This is a genomic window from Hydrogenophaga pseudoflava (assembly GCF_031020795.1).
Classification (GTDB): domain Bacteria; phylum Pseudomonadota; class Gammaproteobacteria; order Burkholderiales; family Burkholderiaceae_C; genus Hydrogenophaga; species Hydrogenophaga pseudoflava_A.
In genome coordinates this window covers 1-25,592 of record NZ_JAVHJP010000001.1, presented here as the reverse complement: position 1 = coordinate 25,592, position 25,592 = coordinate 1, and the positions used below count along the sequence as shown (strand labels likewise).

General features: G+C 69.0%; 23 protein-coding genes and 1 pseudogene. 6 read left to right on the top strand and 18 right to left on the bottom strand.

What is annotated here, in order from left to right; genetic code table 11:
- The first annotated feature begins 1 nt into the window (after window position 1).
- Window positions 2–1,024 (top strand): MlaD family protein, encoded by a 1,023-nt coding sequence (locus RCO38_RS00120; RefSeq protein WP_308326244.1) that lies wholly within the window; start codon window positions 2–4, stop codon window positions 1,022–1,024.
- Window positions 1,021–1,671, top strand: coding sequence for a hypothetical protein (locus tag RCO38_RS00115; RefSeq protein ID WP_308326243.1), 651 nt, complete (start codon window positions 1,021–1,023; stop codon window positions 1,669–1,671). The genes RCO38_RS00120 and RCO38_RS00115 overlap by 4 nt, the downstream gene beginning before the upstream one ends.
- A 22-nt stretch (window positions 1,672–1,693) precedes the next feature.
- Here the strand turns inward: RCO38_RS00115 and dgoD are convergent, their stop codons facing one another.
- From dgoD to RCO38_RS00050, 13 genes are all read right to left on the bottom strand, one after another.
- Window positions 1,694–2,842 (bottom strand): galactonate dehydratase, encoded by a 1,149-nt coding sequence (dgoD, locus tag RCO38_RS00110; protein ID WP_308326242.1) that lies wholly within the window; start codon window positions 2,840–2,842, stop codon window positions 1,694–1,696.
- A 15-nt stretch (window positions 2,843–2,857) separates the two neighbouring features.
- Window positions 2,858–3,502: a 2-dehydro-3-deoxy-6-phosphogalactonate aldolase gene (locus tag RCO38_RS00105; protein ID WP_308326241.1), complete on the bottom strand. Its 645-nt coding sequence runs from the start codon at window positions 3,500–3,502 to the stop codon at window positions 2,858–2,860.
- Window positions 3,499–4,497 (bottom strand): 2-dehydro-3-deoxygalactonokinase, encoded by a 999-nt coding sequence (locus RCO38_RS00100; RefSeq protein WP_308326240.1) that lies wholly within the window; start codon window positions 4,495–4,497, stop codon window positions 3,499–3,501. Before RCO38_RS00100 ends, RCO38_RS00105 begins: the two co-directional genes overlap by 4 nt.
- Before the next feature lies 1 nt (window position 4,498).
- Window positions 4,499–5,431 carry a dihydrodipicolinate synthase family protein gene (locus RCO38_RS00095; protein ID WP_308326239.1) on the bottom strand — a complete coding sequence of 311 codons (933 nt, stop codon included), beginning with the start codon at window positions 5,429–5,431 and terminating at the stop codon, window positions 4,499–4,501.
- A gap of 8 nt (window positions 5,432–5,439) precedes the next feature.
- Window positions 5,440–7,173, bottom strand: coding sequence for an IlvD/Edd family dehydratase (locus RCO38_RS00090; protein ID WP_308326238.1), 1,734 nt, complete (start codon window positions 7,171–7,173; stop codon window positions 5,440–5,442).
- Window positions 7,174–7,197: 24 nt separating this feature from the next.
- Window positions 7,198–8,190 carry a galactofuranose ABC transporter, permease protein YjfF gene (gene yjfF, locus RCO38_RS00085; protein ID WP_308326237.1) on the bottom strand — a complete coding sequence of 331 codons (993 nt, stop codon included), beginning with the start codon at window positions 8,188–8,190 and terminating at the stop codon, window positions 7,198–7,200.
- The gene (locus RCO38_RS00080) at window positions 8,187–9,233 is read right to left on the bottom strand and encodes an ABC transporter permease (protein WP_308326236.1); all 1,047 of its coding nucleotides are present in this window, start codon (window positions 9,231–9,233) and stop codon (window positions 8,187–8,189) included. The genes yjfF and RCO38_RS00080 overlap by 4 nt, the downstream gene beginning before the upstream one ends.
- A complete protein-coding gene (locus RCO38_RS00075) occupies window positions 9,226–10,749 on the bottom strand; it encodes a sugar ABC transporter ATP-binding protein (RefSeq protein WP_308326235.1) in 1,524 nt (507 codons plus the stop codon). The genes RCO38_RS00080 and RCO38_RS00075 overlap by 8 nt, the downstream gene beginning before the upstream one ends.
- Complete coding sequence (gene mmsB / locus RCO38_RS00070) at window positions 10,746–11,954, bottom strand: multiple monosaccharide ABC transporter permease (RefSeq protein WP_308326234.1); 1,209 nt, start codon at window positions 11,952–11,954, stop codon at window positions 10,746–10,748. Before mmsB ends, RCO38_RS00075 begins: the two co-directional genes overlap by 4 nt.
- Before the next feature lie 5 nt (window positions 11,955–11,959).
- Entirely contained in the window at window positions 11,960–13,465 is a 1,506-nt protein-coding gene (gene mmsA, locus RCO38_RS00065) for a multiple monosaccharide ABC transporter ATP-binding protein (RefSeq protein WP_308327293.1), read from the bottom strand.
- Window positions 13,466–13,546: 81 nt separating this feature from the next.
- Window positions 13,547–14,617 (bottom strand): multiple monosaccharide ABC transporter substrate-binding protein, encoded by a 1,071-nt coding sequence (chvE, locus tag RCO38_RS00060; protein ID WP_374694490.1) that lies wholly within the window; start codon window positions 14,615–14,617, stop codon window positions 13,547–13,549.
- A gap of 70 nt (window positions 14,618–14,687) precedes the next feature.
- On the bottom strand, window positions 14,688–15,656 hold the full coding sequence (locus RCO38_RS00055; RefSeq protein WP_308326233.1) for an ABC transporter substrate-binding protein: 969 nt from the start codon (window positions 15,654–15,656) through the stop codon (window positions 14,688–14,690).
- Between the two features lie 39 nt (window positions 15,657–15,695).
- Window positions 15,696–17,147, bottom strand: coding sequence for an aldehyde dehydrogenase family protein (locus tag RCO38_RS00050; RefSeq protein ID WP_308326232.1), 1,452 nt, complete (start codon window positions 17,145–17,147; stop codon window positions 15,696–15,698).
- A gap of 115 nt (window positions 17,148–17,262) precedes the next feature.
- Here RCO38_RS00050 and RCO38_RS00045 point away from each other — a divergent pair, with 115 nt between their 5' ends.
- The gene (locus RCO38_RS00045) at window positions 17,263–18,219 is read left to right on the top strand and encodes a LysR substrate-binding domain-containing protein (protein WP_308326231.1); all 957 of its coding nucleotides are present in this window, start codon (window positions 17,263–17,265) and stop codon (window positions 18,217–18,219) included.
- Window positions 18,220–18,226: 7 nt separating this feature from the next.
- Here the strand turns inward: RCO38_RS00045 and RCO38_RS00040 are convergent, their stop codons facing one another.
- Complete coding sequence (locus RCO38_RS00040; protein WP_308326230.1) at window positions 18,227–19,036, bottom strand: SDR family NAD(P)-dependent oxidoreductase; 810 nt, start codon at window positions 19,034–19,036, stop codon at window positions 18,227–18,229.
- A gap of 99 nt (window positions 19,037–19,135) precedes the next feature.
- On the opposite strand from RCO38_RS00040, the gene RCO38_RS00035 reads away from it, so the two are divergent.
- Window positions 19,136–20,068: an SMP-30/gluconolactonase/LRE family protein gene (locus RCO38_RS00035; RefSeq protein WP_308326229.1), complete on the top strand. Its 933-nt coding sequence runs from the start codon at window positions 19,136–19,138 to the stop codon at window positions 20,066–20,068.
- Window positions 20,069–20,099: 31 nt separating this feature from the next.
- Window positions 20,100–21,044, top strand: a complete 945-nt coding sequence (locus RCO38_RS00030) for an aldose 1-epimerase (protein WP_308326228.1) — start codon at window positions 20,100–20,102, stop codon at window positions 21,042–21,044.
- Here the strand turns inward: RCO38_RS00030 and RCO38_RS00025 are convergent.
- The 4 genes from RCO38_RS00025 to RCO38_RS00010 all read right to left on the bottom strand — a co-directional run bounded on the left by RCO38_RS00025 (window position 21,004) and on the right by RCO38_RS00010 (window position 25,308).
- Window positions 21,004–22,026 carry a Gfo/Idh/MocA family oxidoreductase gene (locus tag RCO38_RS00025; RefSeq protein WP_308326227.1) on the bottom strand — a complete coding sequence of 341 codons (1,023 nt, stop codon included), beginning with the start codon at window positions 22,024–22,026 and terminating at the stop codon, window positions 21,004–21,006. The two genes, RCO38_RS00030 and RCO38_RS00025, sit on opposite strands and share 41 nt — an antisense overlap.
- A gap of 118 nt (window positions 22,027–22,144) precedes the next feature.
- Window positions 22,145–23,140, bottom strand: coding sequence for an inositol 2-dehydrogenase (gene iolG / locus RCO38_RS00020; RefSeq protein WP_308326226.1), 996 nt, complete (start codon window positions 23,138–23,140; stop codon window positions 22,145–22,147).
- 132 nt (window positions 23,141–23,272) lie between these two features.
- Window positions 23,273–24,145: a MurR/RpiR family transcriptional regulator gene (locus RCO38_RS00015; protein WP_308326225.1), complete on the bottom strand. Its 873-nt coding sequence runs from the start codon at window positions 24,143–24,145 to the stop codon at window positions 23,273–23,275.
- A gap of 101 nt (window positions 24,146–24,246) precedes the next feature.
- Entirely contained in the window at window positions 24,247–25,308 is a 1,062-nt protein-coding gene (locus RCO38_RS00010; RefSeq protein WP_308326224.1) for a LacI family DNA-binding transcriptional regulator, read from the bottom strand.
- Window positions 25,309–25,416: 108 nt separating this feature from the next.
- On the opposite strand from RCO38_RS00010, the pseudogene RCO38_RS00005 reads away from it, so the two are divergent.
- Window positions 25,417–25,592, top strand: a pseudogene (locus tag RCO38_RS00005) (sugar phosphate isomerase/epimerase); the annotation flags it as partial.

The window sequence follows — 25,592 nt, the reverse complement described above, 5'->3', positions numbered from 1 at the left end:
GATGACCCCCTCCGACCAACCCCCGCCGCTGGACCCTGCACCGCCGCCGGTGAAGAACCTGGAGTTGAAGGCGGCGCTGCTGCTGGTCTTCCTGCTGCTGCTGGTGGTGGGCTCGGCGCTGTACGTGGCCTACGCGCGCGGCGTCTTCGAGCGCACCCAGCGGCTGGTGCTGGTGGCGCCCGATTCGGAGGGCGTGTCGGTGGGCATGAACATCACCTTCGCCGGTTTTGCCATCGGCCGCGTCGGGCGCATCGAGCTGGCCGAGGACGGCAATGTGCAGATCCTGGTGGACGTGCCGGTGAAGGACGCGAAGTGGCTGCGCAGCTCCAGCATCTTCACCATGGAAAAAGCGCTGGTGGGTGGCACCAAGATCAAGGCCTTCAGCGGTGTGCTGACCGATCCGCCGCTGGAGGACGGGGCGATGCGCCAGGTGCTCAGCGGCGATGCGGCGGCCGAGATCCCCGGCATCGTGGCCTCGGTCAAGGAACTGGTGGGCAACCTCAACGCGCTCACCGCGGCCGACGCGCCGCTGCCGCAAAGCCTGGTGCATCTGCAGGGCACGGCGGCGAAGCTCAATGGACCTCACGGAGCGATGGGTGCGCTGTTCGGCAACGAGGCCGATGCGAAAAAGGTGGTCGAAGCCATCGACCGTGCCAACACGCTGCTGGCCCGGGTTGACCAGCTCACCGGCCGGCTGGACAGCCTGGTGGCCAACGCCGACAAGCAGGTGTTCGGCCAGGGCGCCGGGCCGGGTGGCACCGCGCAGGGTGGGCTGGTGCAGGACGCGCGCGGCACGGTGAAGCAGCTTGACGGCCTGCTGGCGGAGGCCCGCACCAGCCTGCAGAAGGTGGACCGGCTGCTGGTCGACGCCCAGGCCATCACCGCCAACACCCGCGAGGCCACCACCGACCTGCACCTGCTGCGCGCCGAGGTCGACGCCAGCCTGCGCAAGGTCGAGTCGCTGATCAACGAGGTCAACCGCCTGTGGCCGCTCAAGCGCGATGCCGAGATCGAACTGAAATGAAGAACATGCTGCGCCGCTTCTCGTTGGTGGCCTCTTTCGCTGCGCTGCTCGCGGCCTGCAGCAGCACGCCCCCGCCGCCCGACTGGCAGATGAACGCCAAAAGCAGCGCCGAGCGCGCGGCCGAGGCCTGGCTCAGTGGCAACAGCAAGGTGGAAGAGGTGGAGTTTCTGCGGGCACGCGGCGAGGTGGCGCGCACCGCGCAGCCGGCGCTGCTGGCACGGCTGGAACTCATGCGCTGCGCCTCCCGCGTGGCGGCGCTGGTGTTCGAGCCTTGCACGGGCTATGAGGCGCTGGCACCCGACGCGGCACCGGCCGAGCAGGCCTATGCGCGCTACCTGACCGGGCAGGCGACGGCGGCCGATGCGGCGCTGCTGCCTCCTGCGCACCGCGCGCTGGTGGGCGCCACGCCGGCCAGCCTGGGTGGCATCGAGGACCCGCTGTCGCGCCTGATCGCCGCCGGGGTGCTGCTGCGGCGTGGGGTCGCGTCACCGGCGGTGGTGGCGGACGCGGTGGAGACCGCCTCGCAGCGCGGCTGGCGCCGCCCGCTGCTGGCCTGGCTGGGCGTGCAACTGCGCCAGGCCCAGGCCGCGGGCGCCGCCGACGAGGTGGCGCGCATCCAGCGGCGCATCCAGCTGCTGGCTCCTTGAGTACCGGTCCGTTTCGGGCCTCTCACCACTCCGCGAAGCTGCCGTCCTGGTGGCGCCAGACCGGGTTGCGCCAGCGGTGGCCTTCGGCCGCGCGCTCGCGCACATAGGCTTCGTTGACCTCGATGCCCAGCCCCGGCCCGGTGGGGATGGTCACCATGCCGTCCTCGTAGGCGAACACCTCGGGATTGCTCACGTAGTCCAGCAGGTCGTTGGCGGCGTTGTAGTGGATGCCCAGGCTCTGCTCCTGGATGAAGGCGTTGTAGCAGCCCGCGTCGATCTGCAGGTTGGCCGCCAGCGCGATGGGGCCCAGCGGGCAGTGCAGGGCCAGCGCCACGTCGTGGGCCTCGGCCATGGCCGCGATCTTGCGCGTCTCGGTGATGCCACCGGCGTGTGACGGGTCGGGCTGCACGATGTCCACGTAGCCTTCGGCCAGGATGCGCTTGAAGTCCCAGCGCGAGTACAGCCGCTCGCCCAGCGCGATGGGCATGGTCGCCACATGGGCCAGCTCCCTGAGCGCCTCGTGGTGTTCGCTTAGCACCGGCTCCTCGACAAACATCAGGTTGTAGGGCGCCAGTTCGCGCAGCAGCACCTTGGCCATGGGTTTGTGCACCCGGCCGTGAAAGTCCACGCCGATGCCGACGTTCGGACCCACGGCGTCGCGCACCGCGGCCACGTTGGCCAGGCAGCGCTCCACCTTGTCGTGGCTGTCGATGAACTGCAGCTCTTCGGTGCCGTTCATCTTGACGGCGGTGAAGCCTCGTGCCACGGCGGCCTGGGCGGCGGCGGCGGTGTCGCCGGGCCGGTCGCCGCCGATCCAGCTGTAGACGCGGATGCGATCACGCACCTGGCCGCCCAGCAGGTCCGAGACGCTCACGCCCAGGGCCTTGCCCTTGATGTCCCACAGCGCCTGGTCGATGCCGGCCAGTGCGCTCATGTGGATGCCGCCGCCGCGGTAGAAGCCGGCGCGGTACATCACGGTCCAGTGGTCCTCGATCTGGCGCGGGTCCTTGCCAATCAGGTAATCGGCCAGTTCATCGACCATGGCGGCCACGGTGTGGGCGCGGCCTTCGAGCACCGGCTCGCCCCAGCCGACGATGCCCTCGTCGGTCTCGATCTTGAGGAAGCACCAGCGCGGTGGAACGATGAAGGTGGTCAGGCGGGTGATTTTCATGGGGGATGTGCGGAATCAGGCGGCGGCGCGGGCCTGCTGCCAGGCCTGGACGAAGGCGGTGGCCCGCTGCGCCACGGTGGCGGCGTCGTCGCCGGCCCTGTAGAGCGCGCTGCCCAGGCCGAAGCCGGACGCGCCGGCCGCAAGGTAGGGGGCCAGGGTGTCGGGCGCGACGCCGCCGACCGGCACGATGGCCACCGGCGGCGTGAGCACCGCGCGCCAGGCCTTCAGGCCCGTGGGGCCGAGGGTTTCGGCCGGGAACATCTTGAGCACGTCGGCGCCCGCGGCGAGCGCGGCAAAGGCTTCGGTCGGTGTCGCGACCCCGGGCGCGCAGGCCAGGCCCAGGGCCTTGGCCGCGCGGATCACCGCCGGGTCGCTGTGCGGCATGACGACCAGCTGGCCGCCGGCCGCGGCGATCTGCGCGCAGGCCTCGGGCTGCAGCACCGTGCCGGCGCCCACCAGGGTGTCGCCGGGCAGCGCGTCGCGCAGGATGCGGATGCTCTGCAGCGGTTCGGGCGAGTTCAGCGGCACCTCGATCAGGCGGATGCCGGCGCCGTGCAGGGCCCGGCCGATGCCACACGCTTCCTCGGGTCGCAGCCCCCGCAGGATGGCGATCAGGCCGTGTGTGGACAGCGTGTCGTGGAACAGGGAAGAGAGGTTCATGCGCAACGGCGGACAGGGGAGGGGGCGGCCAGGCCGGCGGATTGCGCGATGCGCCACAGGCCCAGCGGTGTGACGCCGGATCGGATCTCGGGTTCCGCCAGACCCTGCGCTTCCAGGGCCGTCGCGTAGCGCACGCACAGCATCGGCTCGCCGCACAGCACCACCGGGATGCCGTCCCGCAGCCCGGGCGCCAGCGCCGCCACCTCGTGCCCGATGAGCAGGCCCGAGAGGTAGTCGGGCTGGGCGCTGCCGGTCAGCTGGCCGGTGAGACCCAGCGTGCGCACGCTGAACACGGTGGAGAGCACGCCCAGCGCACCCAGCGGCGAGCGCGCCACGCGCAGGCCGCGCGCGAAGGCGGGTTCGTCGTGCGGGGAGCCCGCCACCATGGTTCGGCCCAGGATGGTGTGTTGCGACAGCGCGGCGTAGACCTCGCCGGTCATGAAGGTCTCGAAGCGCACGACGGCGCCGTCCTCGACCCAGGCCCACTTGGTGTGGGTGCCCGGCAGGCCCACGAGCACCCGCGGCGGCGTGCGCTCCTCGTCGGCCAGGCTCTGCAGCACGCCGGCGATCTGGGTCTCTTCGCCGCGCATCACATTGGGCAGTTCGCCGGCCTGCAGCAGGCCGGGCACCACGTGCAGGGGCTCGCCGCCGGGGCGCGCGATCACGGTCATCGAGGTGGCCAGTTCGCTGGCACGGGCCGGCAGGGGCTGGTAGCGCGCCTCGCGCCAGCCCTGGGCGCTGCCCACCATGCCGCAGGCGACCAGGGGGGTGTCCGCATGGGCCGCGAGCCAGTCGCCGCACAGTGCCTGCAGCGCCGCTTCGAAGGCCTCGGCGGGCGTGTGAATGTTCGGCCTGGCGGGCAGGTTCATCACGCCGTGTTCGCTGCGGCGGTTGGCCAGCACCTGGCCGCCCGGGCCCAGGGCATAGGCGCGCAGCGAACTGGTGCCCCAGTCCAGGGCGATCAGCTTGGGGGGGACGGCCAGCGCGGCGTGCATGTCAACGGGCCCAGTTCAACACGAGGGGGTCGAGACGCTTCGCAATGTCGATCAGTCCGCGCCGCACCTCGGGGTGCATGGCCGGGAAGGGGTGGCGCCCCGCCTCGCAGGCGATCACGCCGCCTTCCTTCATCAGCGCCTTGGCGGTCAGGATGCCGCCCTGGCGGTTCTCGTGGTTGATCAGCGGCAGCCAGCGCTGGTAGAGCGCGAAGGCCTGGTCCATATCGCCGCTGCGGTGGGCCTCGATGATCGGGCGGATGCCGTCCGGGAAACCGCCGCCGGTCATGGCACCGGTGGCGCCCGCGTCCAGGTCGGCCAGCAGGGTGATGGCCTCTTCGCCGTCCCAGGGGCCTTCGATGGCGTCACCGCCCAGGCGGATCAGCTCGCGCAGCTTGTTCGCTGCGCCCGGCACCTCGATCTTGAAGTAGGCGAGGTTCTCGATTTCCTGCGCCATGCGCGCGAGGAACGGGGCCGAAAGCACCGTGCCGCTGGCGGGCGCGTCCTGCACCATGATCGGAATGCCGATGGCGTCGGACACGCGGGCATAGAACTCGAAGATCTGCGCCTCCGGCACGCGAAAGGTGGCGCCGTGGTAGGGCGGCATGACCATCACCATGGCCGCGCCCATGTCCTGTGCGCGCTTGCTGCGCGCGGCGCAGACGCTGGTGCCGTAGTGCGTGGTGGTCACGATCACCGGCACCCGGCCGGCCACATGCTCCAGGCAGGTGCGGGTGAGGATTTCGCGCTCGTCGTCCGAGAGCGAGAACTGCTCGGAGAAGTTGGCCAGGATGCACAGGCCGTCGACGCCGGCATCGATCATGAAATCGAGGCAGCGCTTCTGGCTGTCCAGGTCGAGCTCGCCGGATTCGGTGAAGGTGGTGGGCACCACCGGAAAGATGCCGCGGTAGCGCGGCGCGCGGGCGGTAGAAGACATGTTCGGGTTCAGTGGGAGTGGCGAGGAACGGCGGCTCCGCGGCAGCCGACGAGGAATTCGAAGTCGCAGCCCTGGTCGGCCTGCAGCACGTGGTTGACGTAGAGGCGCTGGTAGCCGCCTTTCATCGCATGTTCCGGCGGCGCCACCTCGGCCAGGCGCGCGGCCAGTTCGTCGTCGCTGATGTCCAGGTGCAGGCGGCCGGTGCTGCAGTCGAGTTCGATGAAGTCGCCGTCGCGCACGGCCGCCAGCGGGCCGCCGGCCGCGGCCTCGGGCGCCACGTGCAGCACCACCGTGCCGTAGGCGGTGCCGCTCATGCGCGCGTCGGAGATGCGCACCATGTCCTTGATGCCGCGGCGCAGCAGCTTGGGCGGCAGGCCCATGTTGCCCACCTCCGCCATGCCGGGGTAGCCCATGGGGCCGCAGTTCTTGAGCACCATCACGCAGGTCTCGTCGATGTCCAGGTCTTCGTCGACGATGCGTTCCTTGTAGTGCTCCAGGTTCTCGAACACCACCGCGCGGCCGCGGTGCTGCAGCAGGTGGGGCGAGGCGGCCGAGGGCTTGAGCACGGCGCCGCGCGGCGCCAGGTTGCCGCGCAGCACGCAGATGCCGCCATCGGGCACGAGCGGCTTGTCCAGCGGACGGATCACCTCGTCGTTGTACTGCGGCGCGTCGGCCACGTTCTCCCACAGGCTCTTGCCGTTGACGGTGAGCGCTCCCGGGTGCGGCAGCAGGTTGTTTTCGCCCAGGCGGCGCAGCACGGCCGGCAGGCCGCCCGCGTAATAGAACTCCTCCATCAGGAAGCGGCCCGAGGGCTGCAGGTCCACCACGGTGGGCGTGCCCTTGCCGATGCGGGTCCAGTCGTCCAGCTCCAGGTTCACGCCGATGCGCCCGGCAATCGCCTTGAGGTGGATGACGGCGTTGGTCGAGCCGCCAATCGCGGCGTTGGTGCGGATCGCGTTTTCAAACGCCTCGCGGGTCAGGATCTTGGACAGGCGCAGGTCCTCGTGCGCCATCTCGACGATGCGCCGGCCCGACATGTGGGCCAGCACGTAGCGGCGCGCGTCCACGGCGGGGATGGCGGCGTTGTGCGGCAGCGAGGTGCCCAGGGCCTCGGCCATGCAGGCCATGGTGGAGGCCGTGCCCATGGTGTTGCAGGTGCCGGCAGAGCGGCTCATGCCGCCCTCGGCCGCGAGGAACTGGTGCATGTTGATCTCGCCGGCCTTGAGCGACTCGTGCAGCTGCCACACGGCCGTGCCCGAGCCGATGTTCTTGCCTTCGAGCTTGCCGTTGAGCATGGGGCCGCCGGTGACGACGATGGCCGGCACGTCGCAGCTGGCCGCGCCCATCAGCAGCGCGGGCGTGGTCTTGTCGCAGCCCACCAGCAGCACCACCGCGTCGATGGGGTTGCCGCGGATCGCTTCCTCCACGTCCATCGACGCCAGGTTGCGCGTGAGCATGGCGGTGGGCCGCAGGTTGGACTCGCCGTTGGAGAACACCGGGAACTCGACCGGGTAGCCGCCCGCTTCGAGCACGCCCTTCTTGACGTGTTCGGCCAGCTTGCGGAAGTGCGCGTTGCAGGGTGTCAGCTCAGACCAGGTGTTGCAGATGCCGATGATGGGGCGGCCGTCGAACGCGTGGTCCGGGATGCCTTGGTTCTTCATCCAGCTGCGGTACATGAAGCCGTTCTTGTCGGCGCTGCCGAACCATTCGGTGGAGCGCAGCTTGCGGGGTTTGTCGGACATGGTGGTGTGCGGTGGGTGGAGGTGTCAGTGGGAGGCCGTGCCCGGGCGGCGCACCATGAGGCGCTGCAGCAGGCAGAACAGGAACAGCAGCAGGCCGACGACGATGCGCGTCCACCAGGAGCTGAGCGTGCCGTCGAAGGTGATGAGGGTCTGGATCAGGCCCAGGGTGAGCACGCCGAACAGCGTGCCGAAGACATAGCCCACGCCGCCGGTCAGCAGGGTGCCGCCGATCACCACCGCGGCGATGGCGTCCAGCTCCATGCCGACGGCGTGCAGGCCGTAGCCCGAGAGCGTGTAGAAGGTGAAGACCACGCCGCCGAGCGCCGCGCACAGGCCCGAGACCGCGTAGACCCCGACCAGGGTGCGCCGCACCGGCAGGCCCATCAGGATGGCGGAGTGTTCGCTGCCGCCGATGGCGTAGACCGTGCGGCCGAAGGTGCTGCTGTGGGCCGCGAACAGGGCCAGCGCCAGGCAGGCGATGGCGATCAGTGCGCCCAGGCTGACCGAGGCGCCCTCGGCCAGCTCCAGACGCCAGTAGGCCAGGTTCGAATAGGCCTCGTTGCCGATGCTGATCGAGTCGATGCTGATCAGGTAGCACAGGCCGCGTGCCAGGAACATGCCGGCCAGCGTGACGATGAAGGGCTGCAGCCGGAAGCGCTCGATCAGGAAGCCCATGAAGGCGCCGAAGGACAAGCCCATCACCAGCACCACGCCGATGGCCGGCAGCGGCGACCAGCCGTGGTGTTCGATCAGAGTGGCCAGCACCATGGTCGAGAGCGCGACCACGGAGCCCACCGACAGGTCGATGCCGCCGCTGAGGATGACGAAGGTCATGCCCACCGCGACGATGAGCAGGAAGGCGTTGTCGATCAGCAGGTTCAGGAATACCTGCGCCGAGAAGAAGCCGGTGTAGCTCAGCGACCCAGCCAGCCCCATCAGCAGGAACAGACCCACCGTGGCGGCCAGCGGCAGGAAGCGCAGGTCCAGGCGACCCAAGATGCTGGGTGCGGCGCTCATGCGGCACCTCCGGGCAGCGAGGGACGCCGGGCCAGTGCCCAGACCTGGGCGCGGAACTCGGGCGACTGCAGCAGCATCACCACGAACACCACCGCCGCCTTGACCACCAGGTTGATCTCGGGTGGCACACCCAGCGAGTAGATGGCGTAGGTCAGGGTCTGGATGATGAGCGCGCCGATCAGTGTGCCCAGCAGGCTGAAACGGCCGCCGGCCAGCGAGGTGCCGCCCAGGGTGACGGCCAGGATCGCGTCCAGCTCCATCAGCTGGCCGGCGTTGTTGCCGTCGGCGCTCTTGACGTTGGAGCTGATCAGCAGGCCCGCCACGCCGGCGCAGAGGCCGCAGAACACATAGGCTCCCAGCGTCAGCTGCCGCGCGCGGATGCCCGCCACGCGCGCCGCCGCCGGGTTCACGCCGACCGCCTGCACGAACACGCCCAGCGGCGTCTTGTAGAGCAGGCCGGCCAGCAGGGCCAGCACGCCCACCCAGACGAACAGCGAGAACGGCAGGCCCAGCAGGTAACCGCCGCCGATGAAAAAGTAGGGCTGGTAGTAGATGGTGATGATCTGGCCGTCGGTGATGAGCTGGGCGATGCCCCGGCCCGCGACCATCAGGATCAGCGTGGCGATGATGGGCTGCATGCCGATGCCGGCCACCAGCGCGCCGTTCCACAGGCCACACAGCGTGGCCACCGCGAGCGCGCCGGCCACCGCCACCCCCAGGGGCAGGCGCGTGGTGGCGCCGTCGACCGAGCCGCCGATCATCCAGGCGGCGACGGCGGCCGAGATCGCGACCACGGCGCCGACCGAGATGTCGATGCCGCGCATCGCGATCACCAGGGTCATGCCCAGCGAGACCAGGATCAGCGGCGCCGCGCGGTTGAGGATGTCGATCAGGCTGCCGTAGAGGTGGCCGTCGCGCCACTCGATGTGCAGGAAGCGCTCGTTGGCGACCACGTTGACCAGCAGCAGCAGGGCCAGCGTGACCAGCGGCCAGGTGAGGCGGTGGCCCAGCACTGCGTTTGCTCGGGATGGGTTTTCAGACATGTTCGTCGGCAATCAGTTCGTACACGGCGTCTTCGCTGCTGCCCGCTGGCAGCTCGCCGATGGGGCGGCGGTCGCGCAGGACCAGGATGCGCTGCGACACCCGGACCACCTCGCTCATCTCGGACGAGATGAAGACCAACGCCATGCCCTGCGCGGCCAGGCGCAGGATCTGGTCCATGATTTCCTGCTTGGCCGCCACGTCGATGCCGCGCGTGGGCTCGTCCAGGATCAAGAGGCGCGGCGCGGTGGCCAGCCAGCGGGCGATCACCACCTTCTGCTGGTTGCCGCCCGAGAGCTGGCCCACCGGCGTCTCGGCGCCCGGCGTGCGGATGCCCAGCAGGGCGATGTAGCGCTCGGCCATCTCGCGCTGCTCGGCCAGCGGCAGCGGCCGGCGCAGGCCGCGCATGGCCTGCAGCGCGATGGCGATGTTCTCGCGCACCGAGAGGTCGGCAAAGATGCCTTCGGTCTTGCGCTCTTCGGGGCACATGGCCAGGCCGCGCGCGATGGCGTCGACCGGGTTGGCGAAACGCGTGACCTCGCCGTCGATGCGCAGCACGCCGGCGTCGGGGCTGTCCAGGCCGAACAGCAGGCGCGCCAGCTCGGTGCGGCCCGCGCCCAGCAGGCCGGCGATGCCCAGCACCTCGCCGGGGCGGATGGCCAGGTCGGTCGGCTGGATGCTGCCGGCGCGCGCCAGGCCCTCGGCCTGCAGCAGCGCGGTGGTGTCGCTGGCCAGCGCAGTCGTGGCGGCGGGTGCCGTGGCAGGCCCCATCTCGCGCCCCACCATGGCCTCGATCAGGCCCTGTGCCGGCAGGTCGCGCGTCAGCCACTCGCCGATCCAGCGGCCGTTGCGCAGCACGGTGATGCGGTCGGAGATGGCGTAGACCTGGTCCAGGAAGTGGGTCACGAACAGAATCGCCAGGCCTTCCTCGCGCAGGCGCCGCAGCACCTGGAACAGGCCCTTGACCTCGTCGTCGTCCAGGCTGGAGGTGGGCTCGTCGAGGATCAGCACGCGCGCGTCGATGCCCAGTGCGCGCGCGATCGCCACCAGCTGCTGGATCGCCACCGGGTAGTCCGAGAGGCGCCGGTTCACGTCGATGTCCAGACCCACGCGGGCCAGAAGCTTGACCGCTTCGCGGCGCGTGGCCGCCCAGTCGATGCGGCGGCCTTGCCACACGGGGTGGCGCGGGTAGCGGCCGGCGAAGATGTTCTCGGCCACGGTGAGGTTGGGGCAGAGATTGACCTCCTGGTAGACCGTGCTGATGCCCTGCTGCTGCGACTGCAGTGGCGAGGCGGGCCAGCCGCTGTCCTCGCCCAGCCGCATCTGGCCGGCCACCGGCGTGACCACGCCGGTGAGCACCTTGATCAGCGTCGACTTGCCAGCGCCGTTCTGCCCCATCAGCGCATGCACCTCGCCCGGGAACAGGCGCAGCTGCGCGTCCTGCAGCACCGTGGTGCGCCCGAAGCGCATGCCCACGCCGGAGAGCTGCAGGACCGGTTGGCTCACTGGAGGATTCATGCCTTGTTCTTGTTGTAGACGTCCACGAACACGGCGGCCAGCAGCACCAGGCCCTTGATGACCTGCTGGTAGTCGATGCCGATGCCCATGATGGACATGCCGTTGTTCATCACGCCCATGATGAAAGCGCCGATCACCGCGCCCATCACCTTGCCCACGCCGCCGGAGGCCGAGGCGCCGCCGATGAAGCAGGCCGCGATCACGTCCAGCTCGAAGCCCAGGCCGGCCTTGGGGGTGGCGGTGTTCAGGCGCGCGGCGAACACCAGGCCTGCCAGCGCGGCCAGCACGCCCATGGTGACGAAGGTGTAGAAGGTCAGGCGTTCGGTCTTGATGCCCGAGAGCCGGGCCGCCTTCTCGTTGCCGCCCAGGGCGTAGATGCGGCGGCCCAGGATGGTGCGCGAGGTGAGGAAGTCGAAGGCCACGATCAGCAGCGCCATCACCACCAACACATTGGGCAGGCCCTTGTACGAGGCCAGCATGTAGCTGAAGAACACGAGCAGGCCCGCGAACACCGCGAGCTTGAGCGCGAACAGGCCGAAGGGCTCGGTCTCGATGCCGTGCTTGAGCTGGTTGTTGCGTGCGCGCAGGCTGGACAGGGCCAGCAGTGCAGCGGCCGCCACGCCGATCAGCAACGAGGTCAGGCGCAGGCTCTCGGCGCTGAACAGGTCCGGGATGAAGCCGGAGCTGAGCATCTGGAACTCTTCGGGGAAGGGGCCGATGGACTGGCCCTGCAGCAGCGCCAGCGCCAGGCCCTTGAACACCAGCATGCCGGCCAGGGTGACGATGAACGAGGGGATGCGGAAGAAGGCCACGAACCAGCCCTGCGCGCCACCGATCACCGCGCCCACCAGCAGGCACACCAGCGAGGCAGGCACGAAGTGCCACTCGTAGCTGACCATCAGCACGGCGGCCAGCGCCCCGATGAAGCCGCAGACCGAGCCCACCGAGAGGTCGATGTGGCCGGCCACGATGACCAGCAGCATGCCCAGCGCCATGATGACGATGTAGCTGTTCTGCAGCACCAGGTTGGTCAGGTTCAGCGGCTGCATCAGCGTGCCGTCGGTCATGACCTGGAAGAAGGCCATGATCGCGACCAGCGAGATCAGCATGCCGTACTCGCGGAAGTTGTGCTTGAGGAAGTCCAGCACGGGGCGGCTGTCGGACGGCGCCGCAAGGGCCGCGGGGGAGGTCTGTTGTTGTTCCATGGGATTCAGTGGCTGGTCACGATGGCGCGCATGATCTTTTCCTGGGAGGCCTCGGCCACCGGCATCTCGGCGACGAAGCGGCCTTCGTTCATCACGTAGATGCGGTCGGACAGGCCCAGCAGCTCGGGCATTTCGGAAGAGATCACGATCACGCACTTGCCCTCGGCCGCGAGCTGGGCGATGAGGGTGTAGATCTCGTACTTGGCGCCCACGTCGATGCCTCGCGTGGGCTCGTCGAGGATGAGCACCTCGGGTTCGGTGAAGAGCCATTTGCTCAGCACCACCTTCTGCTGGTTGCCGCCGGAGAGGTTGACCGTCTTCTGGCCGACGCCGGAGCAGCGGATGCGCAGCTTCTCGCGGTAGCCCTGGGCCACGCTGTACTCGCGGCCATCGTCGATGACGCCGGCGCGGGAGACGGCCTCCAGCCGGGCCAGCGAAGTGTTGAACTGGATGTCCTCGGCCAGCACCAGGCCGTTGCCCTTGCGGTCCTCGGTCACGTAGGCCAGGCCGTGCGCGACCGCCTTGCCGACGGTGCTCACGTCGATGGGCTGGCCGTGCAGCCGCACCTCGCCGCTGATGCGCTGGCCCCAGGCGCGGCCGAAGACGCTCATGGCGAACTCGGTGCGGCCGGCGCCCATGAGCCCGGCGATGCCGACGATCTCGCCGCGCCGCACCTGCAGGTTCACGCCCTTGATGACCTCGCGGTCCAGGTGCTGCGGGTGGTGCACCCGCCAGTCGCGCACCTCGAAGACGGTCTCGCCGATGTCGGGTGTGCGGCGCGGGTAGCGGTCGGCCATCTCGCGGCCGACCATGCCGCGGATCACGCGGTCTTCGCTCACGGGCGCGCCCTGGCAGTCGATGGTCTCGACCGTGCTGCCGTCGCGCAGGATGGTCACCGAGTCGGCCACGCGGGCGATCTCGTTGAGCTTGTGCGAAATCAGGATGCAGGTGATGCCCTGGCCCTTGAGTTCCAGCAGCAGGTCCAGCAGGGCCTGGCTGTCGTTTTCGTTGAGGCTGGCGGTGGGTTCGTCCAGGATCAGCAGCCGCACCTGCTTGGACAGCGCCTTGGCGATCTCCACCAGCTGCTGCTTACCCACGCCCAGGTCGGTGATGCGGGTCGAGGGCGATTCCTTCAGGCCCACCTTGCGCAGCAGCTCCTGCGTCTGGCGGTGTGCGGCCATCCAGTCGATCACGCCGCGGTGTGCCACCTCGTTGCCCAGGAACACGTTTTCGGTGATCGACAGCAGCGGCACCAGGGCCAGCTCCTGGTGGATGATGATGATGCCCAGCGCTTCGCTGTCGTGGATGCCGCCGAAGTGGCGTTCCTGGCCGTCGAACAGGATCTGGCCGGTGTAGCTGCCCGAGGGGTAGACCCCCGAGAGCACTTTCATCAGCGTGGACTTGCCGGCGCCGTTTTCGCCCACCAGGGCATGGATCTCGCCGGCGCGCACGCGCAGGTTCACCTGGTTCAGCGCGACCACGCCGGGGAAGGTCTTGCGGATGGACCGCATTTCCAGAAGGGTTTGCAAGGCGGATTCCTCGGTACACAGGGGGCCGGGAGCCCTCGGATCAGGCCCCCGGCGACAGGCCGCTCACTTGAGCTGCGATTCCTTGTAGTAGCCGCTGTCCACCAGCACCATCTTCCAGTTGCCTGCGTCGACCGGCACCGGCTTGAGCAGGTAGCTGGGCACCACCTTCACGCCGTTGTTGTAGGTCTTGGTGTCGTTGATCTCGGGCTGCTTGCCCGAGAGCGTGGCGTCCACCATGTTGGCCGTGACCTTGGCCAGCTCGCGCGTGTCCTTGAAGATGGTCGAGTACTGCTCGCCCTTGAGGATGGACTTGACCGAGGGCACCTCGGCGTCCTGGCCGCTGACCACCGGGCAGGGTTGCTGCGCAGTACAGTAGCCCACGCCCTTCAGGCTGGAGAGGATGCCGATGGACAGGCCGTCGTACGGGCTGAGCACCGCGTGCACCTTGTCCTTGCCGTAGAAGGCGGACAGCAGGTTGTCCATGCGGGCCTGGGCCACGGCGCCGTCCCAGCGCAGCGTGCCGACCTTGTCCATGCCCATCTGCTTGCTGCGCACCACCAGCTTGCCGCTGTCGATGTAGGGCTTGAGCACGCTCATGGCGCCGTCGTAGAAGAAGAAGGCGTTGTTGTCGTCCGGTGAGCCGCCGAACAGCTCGATGTTGAACGGGCCCTTGCCGGCCTTCAGGCCCAGCTTGTCGACGATGGAGGTGGCCTGCTGTACACCCACCTGGAAGTTGTCGAAGGTGGCGTAGTAGTCGACGTTCTTGCTGCCCTTGATCAGGCGGTCGTAGGCGATGACCTTGATGCCCTTGTCGGCCGCGTTCTGCAAGGCCTTGGACAGCGTGGTGCCGTCGATGGAGGCGATCACCAGCACCTTCACGCCCTTGGTGATCATGTTCTCGATCTGCGCCAGCTGGTTCGGGATGTCGTCCTCGGCGTACTGCAGGTCGGTCTTGTAGCCGCGGTCCTTGAGGACCTTGACCATGTTGTCACCGTCGGCAATCCAGCGCGCGGACGACTTGGTGGGCATGGAGATGCCGATGGTGCCTTTGTCCTGCGCGAAGGCGCCGGTGCTGAAGGCGGCGGCGGCCAGTGCGACGGCGCAGAGGACGTGGCGGCGGTTGGGGGTGTTCAAGTGGGTCTCCTCGGGTGGTGCCGCGCGGTCGTCCGCGCGGCGGGGTGGTTGTTGTGAAAGGCGCAGGGGATCAGTACTTGCGCTTGGGGAACTCGGCAGCGGCGGTCTCCATCGGGAAGATGCTTTCCTGCGTGACGATGCGGCGCGGCAGGGTCTTGCCGGCCTTGAGGTCCTTGACGGCCGCCATCAGCTGCGGGCCGAGCAGTGGGCTGCACTCGACGCTGACGTTGAGCTTGCCGGCGATCATGGCCTCGAAGGCGCCCTTCACGGCGTCGATCGAGATGATGGTGATGTCCTTGGCGGGCTTCATGCCGGCTTCCTCGATGGCCTGGATCGCACCAATGGCCATGTCGTCGTTGTGTGCGTAGAGCACGTTGATCTTCTTGCCCTCAGCCTTCAGGAAGGCTTCCATCACTTCCTTGCCCTTGGCGCGGGTGAAGTCGCCGGTCTGGCTGCGGATGATCTTGAACTTCGGATCGGCCTTGATGATTTCCTCGAAGCCCTTCTTGCGGTCGATGGCCGGGGCCGAGCCCACGGTGCCCTGCAGTTCGACGATGTTGACTTCACCCTTCTGGTCCTTCATCTTCTCGACCAGCCAGCGGCCGGCCTTGCGGCCTTCCTCGACGAAGTCGGAGCCCATGAAGGTCACCCACAGGGTTTCGTCCTTCTCGTTGACGGCGCGGTCGGTCAGGATCACCGGGATCTTGGCGGCCTTGGCTTCGCGCAGCACGGCGCCCCAGCCACTTTCCACCACCGGAGAGAAGGCGATCACGTCGACCTTCTGTGCGATGAAGGAGCGGATCGCCTTGATCTGGTTCTCCTGCTTCTGCTGGGCGTCCGCGAACTTCAGGTCGATGCCGGCTTCCTTGGCCGAGGACTTGATGGACTCGGAGTTGGCGGTGCGCCACTCCGACTCGGCCCCGATCTGGCTGAAGCCCAGCACGATGGGCTTTTGCGCGAAGGCGCCGCCGGGCAGCATCAGGGCCATGGGGGCGGCCGCCAGGGCGGTCACCAGGGTGCGGCGTTGCAGTTGTTTCATGTTGTCTGTCTCCTGTCTCTGGTTGGTTGAAGCAAAGGGTCAGGCCAGCATGTAACTGGTCTTGACGGTGGTGTAGAACTCCGCCGCGTAGCGGCCTTGTTCCCGGGATCCGTGGCTGGAGTCCTTGCGTCCGCCGAACGGAACATGGAAATCCACGCCGGCGGTCGGCAGGTTCACCATGGTCATGCCCACCTGCGCATGGCGACGGAAGTGCATCGCGTGCCTGAGCGAGGTGGTACAGAGGCCGGCGCACAGACCGAACGGCGTGTCGTTCGCCAGTTCGAGCGCGTGCCCGTAGTCGTCGGCCCGCAGCACGCAGGCGATGGGGCCGAAGATTTCTTCGCGGGCGATGCGGTGCCCGGGCTGGGCCAGCCACAGCGCGGGGCTCATGTAGTGGCCGGGGGTCTCGCGCTCCAGGCGCTCGCCGCCGAAGACATGCTCTGCGCCTTCGTCGGCGCCGATGGCCATGTAGGACAGGTTCTGCTCCAGCTGGGCACCATCGACCACCGGGCCCATCTCGGTGCCGCGGGTCAGCGCGTGGCCCACCTTCAGCGTGGCCAGGCGCTGGGTCAGCCGGGCGACGAAGGCGTCGTGCACCGGGGCCTCGACGATCAGGCGGCTGGACGCGGTGCAGCGCTGGCCGGTGGAGAAGTACGAGCCCTGCAGCGCGCAGTCGACCGCCAGGTCCAGGTCGGCGTCGGCCAGCACCACCAGCGGGTTCTTGCCGCCCATCTCCAGCTGCACCTTGGCCTGGCGCGCAGCGGTGGTGGCCAGGATGCGGCGCCCGGTGGACACCGAGCCCGTGAAGCTCACCGCGTTCACCCGCGGGTGCTCCACCAGGGTCTGGCCGACCTCGCGGCCGCTGCCCATGATGAGGTTGAACGTGCCGGCGGGCAGGCCGCAGCGGCTGAGGATCTCGGCCAGGGCCCAGCCACAGGTGGGCACCAGCTCGGCCGGCTTGAACACCACGGTGTTGCCGTAGGCCAGCGCGGGCGCGATCTTCCAGGCGGGGATGGCGAAGGGAAAGTTCCAGGGCGCGATCACCGCGACCACGCCCACTGGTTCGCGGGTGATGTCCACCTGCACCCCGGGGCGCACCGAGGCCAGGGTCTCGCCGCCGATGCGGAGTGCCTCGCCGGCAAAGAACTTGAAGATGTTGCCGGCCCGCGCGACCTCGGCGATGGCCTCGGGCAGGGTCTTGCCTTCCTCGCGCGCCAGCAGCTCGCCCAGCTCCTCCTTGCGCGCCAGCAGCTCGCTGCCGGCCAGGTCCAGCGCGTCGGCGCGGCGCTGCGGTGTGCTCAGACTCCACTGCGGCAGGGCATCGGCCGCGGCGGCAATCGCCAGTTCGGTCTGGTTGCGGTCGGCGCGGGCGAATTCGGCCACCACCTCCCGTGTGTCCGAAGGGTTGACGCTGATGCCGGTGGTGGCACCGCTGACCCAGCGGCCATTGATCAGGTGCCGCGGCTGGTGCCGGATCTCGCCGAGTTTCATGTGCTTGCTGAGGCCTTGTGTGACGTTGGCCGGCAGTCTAGGAGTGTTTTTAATATCAATCCAATCGTTTTTCAGACAAAATTGATATCGTTCTTGGCATTCTCGAAAACCCCCAATGAGCAACTACAACCACTGGTTCATCCGTGCCCGGCTCAAGACCCGTCAGCTGCTGCTGCTGGTGGCGCTGGCCGAGGAGGGCAACATCCACCGCGCGGCCCAGGTGCTGAGCATGACCCAGCCGGCCGCGTCCAAGCTGCTCAAGGACCTGGAAGATGTGCTGGGCGTGCCGCTGTTCGAGCGGCTGCCCCGCGGCATGAGCCCCACCTGGTACGGCGAGACCATGATCCGCCACGCCCGCATGGCCCTGGCCAGCCTGAACCAGGCGCACGACGAGCTGACTTCCCTCAAGACCGGACACTTCGGCCAGGTGGGCATCGGTGCCATCACCTCGCCCGGCCTGAGCCTGCTGCCCACGGCGGTGGCCCTCGTCAAACAGGAGCATCCCAACCTGAGGATTTCGCTGGACATCGAGACCAGCCCGGTGCTGCTGGACCGGCTGGAGCAGGGCAAGCTGGACATCGTGGTGGGGCGCCTGTTCGCCGAACACGACAAGGCCAACCTGGCCTACGAGCCGCTGACCGGGGAACTCGTGTCCGCCGTGACGCGGCCGGGGCATCCGCTGATGGGAGTGAGCAACCTGGGGCTGCGCGACGTGCACGGTGCGGGCTGGATCGTGCCGCCGGCCGGCAGCGTGCTGCGCCACCGCTTCGACCTGATGTTCCAGCAGGAGGGCCTGAGCCCGCCGATCAACACCATCGAGACCTCGGCCCTGCTGTTCATGACGCGCATGCTGCAGCAGAGCGACATGGTGGGCGTGGTGGCGACCGAGGTGGCGAACTACTACGCCTCGCACGGGCTGCTGAGCGTGCTGCCCATGGACATGCCCTGCCACATGGACGCCTTCGGCCTCATCACCCGCACCGACCGCCTGCTCTCGCCGGGCGCCAAGGTGATGATGAAGGCGCTGAAGCAGACCTGCCTGACGCAGTACGGCATCAGGCTGTCCGCCTGACCTGATTTCAGGTCCAGCCGCCGTCGACGACGAACTCCTGCGCAGTGCACATCGCCGAGTCGTCCGCCGCCAGGAACAGCACCAGGCTGGCCACATGGTGCGGCAGCAGTTGGTCGGGCAGGCACTGGTTGCGCGCGATCTCCTGCTCGCCCGCGGCGTCCAGCCACAGCCGCACCTGGCGTTCGGTCATCACCCAGCCCGGCGTGATGGTGTTGACGCGGATGTGGTCCTTGCCCAGCGAGGCGGCCAGCCCGCGGGTGAGGCCATTCACCGACGACTTGGCGATGGCGTAGCAGGGATAGTCCGGGTTCTTGGTCTGCCAGCCGATGGAGCCGAAGTTGATCACCGAGCCGCCGCCGAGCCGTCGCATGCCGGGCACCACCGACTGCACCGCGAACAGGGCGGGGCGCTGGTTCACGGCCATGCGCTCGTCGAAATAGGCGGGCGTGAGGTCTTCGAGGCGGTGGCGGTCGTCGCTGGCCACGTTGTTGACCAGCACGCCGAAGTCGCCCAGCGTGGCCGCCGCGTCCGCGATGGCGGCCTGCAGCGCGGCGATGTCCTTCACGTCGACCGCGCGCCACCAGGGACGGGCATGGCCCTCGGCGGCCAGCTGCTGCGAGAGGGCCTCGGCGGCGGACGCCGCCACGTCCACAAAGGCGACCTGGGCGCCCTGGCGGGCCAAGGCCGCGACCACGGCCGCGCCGATGCCGGTGGCGCCGCCGGTGACGAACACCCGGCGCCCTTGCAGGCTGGGGTAGCGGGCGGCCTGAGCGACAGCGGCGGGGGAGGGGACGTCGGGGTTGTTGGAATCTGACATATATAAACAGATATCTGAAAAATCAAAATGGCTATCAAACGGATATCAATATGAACGCATAATGCGCCCAACGTCAAGCCCCGCCGCTCTGGAGACACCATGCCGCGCCTGCCTTCCGTCCCCGCCCACCGCGATCCTTTCCAGGTGACCGACGAGGTGCGCTGCCTCTGGCCGGCGTCGGCGGTGCTCGGAGAGGGCGGCCTCTGGTCGGTGGCGCGGCAGTGCCTGTTCTGGGTCGACATCCTCTCGCGCGCCATCCACCGGCTCGACCCCGCCACCGGCGAACGGACGAGCTGGACCTTTGACGAGGAAGTGTCCGCGCTGGCCGAGCGCCGCGGCGGCGAGGGCCTGGCGATCGCGCTGCGGCGCGGGCCCGCGTTCTGGAACCCCGACCACCCCGGCGAGCCGCCGCGCTACCTGTGCCAGCCCGAACCCGAACGCAGCGGCAACCGCTTCAACGACGCCCGCTGCGACGCTGCGGGGCGCTGGTGGATGGGCAGCATGGACTTCGGTTGCGCGCTGCCCACCGGCTCGCTCTACCGCGTCGGAGCCGACGGCGTCTGGGCGCGCATGGACGAAGGTTTCGCCGTCACCAATGGCCCGACCTGGGTGCACCAGGGCCGGACCATGCTGTTCAACGACACGGTCAACGGTCAGGTGCTGGCCTACGACAGCGATCCGGACACGGGCGACATCGGCGGACGCAGGCTCTGGCTGCAGTTCGCACCGGAAGACGGCGTGCCCGACGGCATGAGCACCGATGCGCTGGGGCGGGTGTGGATTTGCCACTGGGGCGGCAGCTGCGTCACCTGCCACGACCCCGACACCGCCCAGGAACTGGCCCGGGTGCGCCTGCCGGTGAGCCAGGTCACCTCGTGCACCTTCGGCGGGCCGGACCTTTCGACCCTGTTCATCACCTCCGCGCGCTTCAGCCTGGACGAGGGGGCTCTGGCCCGCGAACCGCTGGCCGGCGGCCTGTTCGCCGTGCGGCCCGGTGTGGCCGGCCTTCCTGCGGCGCCTTTCGCCGGCTGAGCATCACCAGACACCCTCACCGGAGCAGACCATGAGCGAGCAGCGTTTTGGCGGCGTGCACTGGATCGAACACCACGCGCAGCGGCTGGCCGTGATGCCCGAGGCTGGCGGCGGGGTGGTGGCCTGGCAGTGGGTGCGCGATGGCGAGCCGCTGGACCTCTGGCGCGCCTGGGACGGCCGCACCGCGCGCATGCAGGCCCTGGCCAGCTACCCGCTGCTGCCCTGGTCCAACCGCATCAGCGGCGGCGGCTTCGAACACGCGGGGCGCTTCCATGCGCTGGCGCCCAACACGCCCGACGACCCGTACCCGATCCACGGCGATGGCTGGCTGCAGCCCTGGCAGCTGACCCGTTCCAGCGACGACGGCGTGCAGATGCGGTTGCGCAGCGCGGGTTTTGGCGGCAGCCCCTACCACTACGAAGCCACCCAGTCCTTCACCCTGGTGGACGGGGGCATGGTCCAGGCGCTGAGCGTGGTCAACCGCGGCGAACACGCCCTGCCGTTCGGCCTGGCCCAGCACCCCTGGTTCACGCGCACGCCCGCATGCCGGCTGAGCGCCCGCGTGGGCGGTGTGTGGCTGGCCCGGCCCGACAAGATCCCGACCGGCTACACCGCCGACTTCCCGGAGGGCTGGAACCTGGGCCAGGGCGCGCTGGTGGACCGGCTCGTGATCGACAACGGCTTCGGCGGCTGGGACGGCGAGGCGCTGATCGAATGGCCCGAGCGCGACCTAGCGCTGCGCATGCACAGCACACTGACGCTGCCCGACGGCTCCCGGACCCGCCCGGACTGCCTGCTCTACGCGCCGGCCGAGCCGCCCGTGTTCTGCTTCGAGCCGATCAGCCACCCCATCGACGCCGCGCACCTGCCGGGCCGGCCCGGCTGGACCGAAGTGGCGCCAGGCCAGTCCATGGTGCTGTCGGTGGTGTGGCGCTTCAGCACGTCACCGGAAGACCGGTCCGCAGCGACTGCGTGATCGCCTGGCCGATGCGCGTGGCCTCGGTCGCATCGTTCAGTGTGAGCGGGCTCGGGCGCTCGCCGCGGCAGGCCGCGACGAAGGCTTCCATCTCCAGCCGGAAGGCGTCGCCGAAGCGCGCGAAGAAGTCCGGCAGGGCGCGGTGGCCCACGCCGTCCGCATCGCGGTACTGCACGCGCGAGAGGTGCGCGCCCATGCCGACCTGCAGCGTGCCGCTGGTGCCGATGACTTCGGTGGTGGTTTCGTGGCCGTGCGGCATGGTGCGGCTGGCGTAGAACACCGCGCGCTGGCCGCCCTCGAACTCGACGATGGCCAGGCCGTTGTCCACGTCGCCGCATTCGGCCAGACCGGGGTGCAGGGCGATGGTGCCGCTGGCGAACACGCGCGTGGCCTTCGGGTTGCCCAGCATCCAGCGCGCGAGGTCGATGTCGTGCACGCTGCAGTCCATGAAGATGCCGCCCGAGCTGGGCGCGAACTTCACGAAGAAGCCCTCGGGATCGTTCTGGTCGCAGGTCTGCGAGCGCACGATGAAGGGCCTGCCCAGCGCGCCCTGGTCGACGGCGGCCTTGGCCTCGGCGTAGCTGGGGTCGAAGCGGCGCACGAAGCCGACCATGGCGACCAGGTGCGGGTGCTCTTTCGCGACGGCCTCCACCGCCTCGCAGGTGGCCACGTCCAGCGACAGCGGCTTCTCGACGAACACGTGTTTGCCCGCACGCAGGCAGGCGCTGGTCTGGTCGGCGTGCAGCGTGGTCGGCGTGACCAGCACGACGGCGTCGATGTCCGCGTCGGCCAGCATCGTGTCCAGCGTGTCGTGGCAGCGGGTGATGCCCAGCTCGTCGCGGGCCCAGTCGAGTTCAGCCGCGACCGGGCTGCAGGCCGCAACCAGGCGAGCGCCCGGCGTGTTGCGGGCCAGCTGCTGCGCGTGGCGCTTGCCCAGGCGGCCCAGGCCGGCGATGCCGACGTTGAGTGTTGGAATGCTCATGACAGTCCTTGGAGGGTGAAACGCTGGCGTCTCTGTTCCAGCGCACGCCGTGGAACTGGCTTTGCCAGGCCACAGGCGTGGTCCCCCTGGGGGGAAGACGCGAAGCGGCGCAGGGGGGTTACAGGACGACCGGCTGGCCGGTGGTGGCGCTCTGCGTGGCGGCGTCGGCCAGCTTCTGTGCCAGCACGCCGTCCTGCACCGTGGTCTTGAAGGGCTGGCCCGACTGCAGGCAGCTGAAGAAGTGCTCGATCTCCAGCCGGTAGGCGGCGGCGTAGCGCTGCAGGAAGAAGGCCTCGGGCTTGTCGGCCTTCACGCCGTTCGCGTCCCACTGCACCACTTCGCTCGGCGTGTGGTTGCCACACTGCAGCAGGCCGGCCGAGCCCAGCACCTCGAAGCGCTGGTCGTAGCCGTAGGCGGCGCGGCGCGTGGTGTTGATCTGGCACAGGCGGCCCTTGTGCGTGCGGATGGTGACGGCGGTGCAGTCGAAGTCGCCCGCGGCGCCCACGGCCGGGTCGGTCAGCACCGAGCCGGTGGCGCTGAGCCAGGCGGCCTCGTCACCGTCGGCGCAGAGGATCCAGCGAAACACGTCGAAGTCGTGGATCAGCATGTCGCGGAAGATGCCGCCGGACTGCTGGATGTACTCCACCGGCGGCGCGCCCGGGTCGCGGCTGGTGATGACCAGCATCTCGGGGTGGCCGATCTCGCCCGCGTCCATGCGGCGGCGGGCTTCGTTGAAGGTGGGGTCGAAGCGGCGCTGGAAACCGATCATGCAGCCCACGCCCGCGGCGGCCACGGCCTGGGCCACGGCCTCGGCGCGTGGCACCGACAGGTCCACCGGCTTCTCGCAGAAGATGTGTTTGCCGGCGGCGGCGGCGCGCGCAATCAGGTCGCTGTGGGTGGTGGTGGGCGAGCAGATGGCGACGGCGTCGATGCTCGGGTCGGCGAACACGGTGTCGATGTCGGTGGCCTGTGCGCCCAGGGTCTGGGCCAGGTCGGCGGCGGCGGCGGGCAGGGCGTCGCAGACGTACTTGAGCTGGACGCCCGGCTGGGCGGCGAGGTTGGTGGCGTGGATGCGGCCAATGCGACCGGCGCCGAACACGGCAACGTGCTTCATGGAAATTCCTGTCTCCGGATGTTGGGATCTGTATGGCGCGCGCGGGTGCACGCGGTGCCCGGACTATACGGAAATTTCAGTCATTATGGAAAATATTTTCCATAATGTTTTCAAATCGAAAACTGTCGGTGGTCAGCCGTTGCTGCGCGGCGAGGTGGGGCGGTAGGGCAGTTCCAGCGCGTAGGCCAGGGCGATGAACAGGCTCTGCGCCAGGCCCATGGTGCTGGTGAGCGCGCGGAAGCCGAAGGTCGAGTTGTCCTGCACGACCAGCGTCACCTCGGCGTCCTTGGCCAGCGGGCTCATGCGGCTGTCGGTGATGGCGATCAGCCGCACGCCACGCTCCTGCGCCAGCTCGACGGCGGCCAGCGTCTCTTCGGCGTAGGGTGCGAACGAGATGGCCAGCATCACGTCGCCGGGCCGCACCGAGCGCATCTGGCCCAGGTGCATGCTGCCCAGGCCGGACATCAGGCACACGCGCTTGTCGGTGTGCTGCAGCGCGTAGTCCAGGTAGACCGCCACCGGAAAAGAACGGCGCGAGGCCGCGATCCAGATGCAGTCCGTCTCGCGCAGCATGTCCACGGCCTGCATGAAGGTGTCCGCGTCCAGATTGGCTTCGAGCTCGTGCATGGCGGCCACGCTGCCGGCCAGGAACTCGTGCGCGATCTCCACGCTGGAGAGGCTGCCCGCGCCCGACTCGATGATGTCGCGGATGCGGGTGCGGTAGTTGCGGCTGGGCGCGAGCTGCCGCGTCAGGCCTTCGCGGAAGATGGCCTGCATCTCGGAAAAACCCGAGAAGCCGAAGTGCTTGGCAAAGCGCACCACGGCCGAGGGCTGCACGCCGCAGTGCGCCGCCAGTTCCTGGATGCCTTCGAGGCCGATGTGGTCGCGGTGCTGTTCGACGTGGCGGGCAATGACCTTGAGCTGTTTGCTCAGGCCTTCGTATTCGGTGGTGATGCGCGCAATGAACTGGTCGACGCTGGTCTTGCCGTTGCCCGTGGATGCCATGGCCCTGAGTCTTTCATGTGCCGCACCGGCGGCGCTGCCGGTGCGTGGAAATGGATTTCTTCCTGCATTCTGATTGAAAACCCGGTTTCCGAAGACAGGGCTTACGCCAAGTACGGCTGCAGGCCCATGTTCTCCGCGAAGTACAGCCGGAACTCGCCCGGCCGCTCGGGCTGGCTGGCCGAGGGCGCCATGCCCAGCCCGGCCAGGGCGTGCTGCAGCGCGCGGATGGCCTGCGTGTCCGGGTCCTGGTCGATCACCACATCCAGCATGCCCTCGCGCAGGTACTGGCGATGGTCGTCCGAGATCTCGTGCGTGACCCAGCAGACCTTGTCTTTCGCGAAGCGCTGCAGCGCCGCGTGGATGCCGGGCGAGCCGGCGCCGGTGTTGTAGAGGCCGACCACATCGCGCTGGCCCTGCAGCGCCTTCCTGAGCGCGAGGTAGCAGCGGTCCGGGTCGTCGTGGGTCTCGGTCACGTCCACGTCGCAGCGCAGCTGCGGGAACTGGGCCGCCAGCACCTCGCGGCAACCGCCGCTGCGCTCGATGTGGCCGAGGTAGTCGCGCCGGCTGGAGAGGATGAGGATGCGGCCCTCGCGGTGGCACAGCCGGCCCAGCAGGTAGCCCGCCGTGCGGCCGGCGGCCTGGTTGTCGATGCCCACGTAGTCGGCCTGCGGCACGCCCTCGACGCGGGTCACCACCATGGTCACGTGCTCTCCGCGCGCGCGGGCGGCCTGCAGCGCGGCGCGCACGGCGGGCGTGTCGGGCGCGGCGACGATCAGCGCCTGGCGCCGGTAGCGGCGTGGCCCGATGGCGCGCACCAGGGCGGCTTCGGCGGCCTCGTCTTCCTCGGGTGTGCTCACGCGGTGCACCACCAGGCGTTTGTCCAGCATGGCCACGCCGCGCTGCATGGCCTGGTTCAGGCGCCGGAAGAAGGGCGAGGGGTTGTCGGGCAGCACGATGTCCAGGTGGATCAGGCCGTGGCGTGTGTCAGGCAGCACGCGCGGGATGCCCAGCTGCCGCGCGGCCTGCACCACCTTCTCGCGGGTCTTGATCGAGGCGGTGTCGCGCTCGTTGAGCACGCGGTCCACGGTGGCCACGCTCACGCCCGCCAGTTCGGCGATTTCGGTGAAACGGGCGGTCTTTTTTCGGCGCTTGGGGTTTTCCATGATTTGACGATTTTTCGTCAATTATTCCGGAGCCGTTTTCGTGGGGCAAACCTACATTGCGCTGGCCGCACGCGAAGTGCGACCCACAGATCACCAGGAGACAAGCCCATGAAGATCGCGCTCGACCCGTACATGATCCGGCACCTGCCGCTGAGCGAGCTGCCGGCGGCCGTGGCCGCGCTGGGCTACGACCAGATCGAACTCTCGCCCCGCTCGGACTTTCTGGACTGGTGGGTGATGCCGCGCGCCACCAAAGAGCGCATGGCCGGCTTCAAGGCCGCGAT

Bases quoted from the DNA above. Each gene is read 5' to 3' on its own strand.
- RCO38_RS00120 (WP_308326244.1), top strand. From the start codon at position 2: ATGACCCCCTCCGACCAACCCCCGCCGCTGGACCCTGCACCGCCGCCG.
- RCO38_RS00115 (WP_308326243.1), top strand. From the start codon at position 1,021: ATGAAGAACATGCTGCGCCGCTTCTCGTTGGTGGCCTCTTTCGCTGCG.
- dgoD (WP_308326242.1), bottom strand. From the start codon at position 2,842: ATGAAAATCACCCGCCTGACCACCTTCATCGTTCCACCGCGCTGGTGC.
- RCO38_RS00105 (WP_308326241.1), bottom strand. From the start codon at position 3,502: ATGAACCTCTCTTCCCTGTTCCACGACACGCTGTCCACACACGGCCTG.
- RCO38_RS00100 (WP_308326240.1), bottom strand. From the start codon at position 4,497: ATGCACGCCGCGCTGGCCGTCCCCCCCAAGCTGATCGCCCTGGACTGG.
- RCO38_RS00095 (WP_308326239.1), bottom strand. From the start codon at position 5,431: ATGTCTTCTACCGCCCGCGCGCCGCGCTACCGCGGCATCTTTCCGGTG.
- RCO38_RS00090 (WP_308326238.1), bottom strand. From the start codon at position 7,173: ATGTCCGACAAACCCCGCAAGCTGCGCTCCACCGAATGGTTCGGCAGC.
- yjfF (WP_308326237.1), bottom strand. From the start codon at position 8,190: ATGAGCGCCGCACCCAGCATCTTGGGTCGCCTGGACCTGCGCTTCCTG.
- RCO38_RS00080 (WP_308326236.1), bottom strand. From the start codon at position 9,233: ATGTCTGAAAACCCATCCCGAGCAAACGCAGTGCTGGGCCACCGCCTC.
- RCO38_RS00075 (WP_308326235.1), bottom strand. From the start codon at position 10,749: ATGAATCCTCCAGTGAGCCAACCGGTCCTGCAGCTCTCCGGCGTGGGC.
- mmsB (WP_308326234.1), bottom strand. From the start codon at position 11,954: ATGGAACAACAACAGACCTCCCCCGCGGCCCTTGCGGCGCCGTCCGAC.
- mmsA (WP_308327293.1), bottom strand. From the start codon at position 13,465: ATGCGGTCCATCCGCAAGACCTTCCCCGGCGTGGTCGCGCTGAACCAG.
- RCO38_RS00055 (WP_308326233.1), bottom strand. From the start codon at position 15,656: ATGAAACAACTGCAACGCCGCACCCTGGTGACCGCCCTGGCGGCCGCC.
- RCO38_RS00050 (WP_308326232.1), bottom strand. From the start codon at position 17,147: ATGAAACTCGGCGAGATCCGGCACCAGCCGCGGCACCTGATCAATGGC.
- RCO38_RS00045 (WP_308326231.1), top strand. From the start codon at position 17,263: ATGAGCAACTACAACCACTGGTTCATCCGTGCCCGGCTCAAGACCCGT.
- RCO38_RS00040 (WP_308326230.1), bottom strand. From the start codon at position 19,036: ATGTCAGATTCCAACAACCCCGACGTCCCCTCCCCCGCCGCTGTCGCT.
- RCO38_RS00035 (WP_308326229.1), top strand. From the start codon at position 19,136: ATGCCGCGCCTGCCTTCCGTCCCCGCCCACCGCGATCCTTTCCAGGTG.
- RCO38_RS00030 (WP_308326228.1), top strand. From the start codon at position 20,100: ATGAGCGAGCAGCGTTTTGGCGGCGTGCACTGGATCGAACACCACGCG.
- RCO38_RS00025 (WP_308326227.1), bottom strand. From the start codon at position 22,026: ATGAGCATTCCAACACTCAACGTCGGCATCGCCGGCCTGGGCCGCCTG.
- iolG (WP_308326226.1), bottom strand. From the start codon at position 23,140: ATGAAGCACGTTGCCGTGTTCGGCGCCGGTCGCATTGGCCGCATCCAC.
- RCO38_RS00015 (WP_308326225.1), bottom strand. From the start codon at position 24,145: ATGGCATCCACGGGCAACGGCAAGACCAGCGTCGACCAGTTCATTGCG.
- RCO38_RS00010 (WP_308326224.1), bottom strand. From the start codon at position 25,308: ATGGAAAACCCCAAGCGCCGAAAAAAGACCGCCCGTTTCACCGAAATC.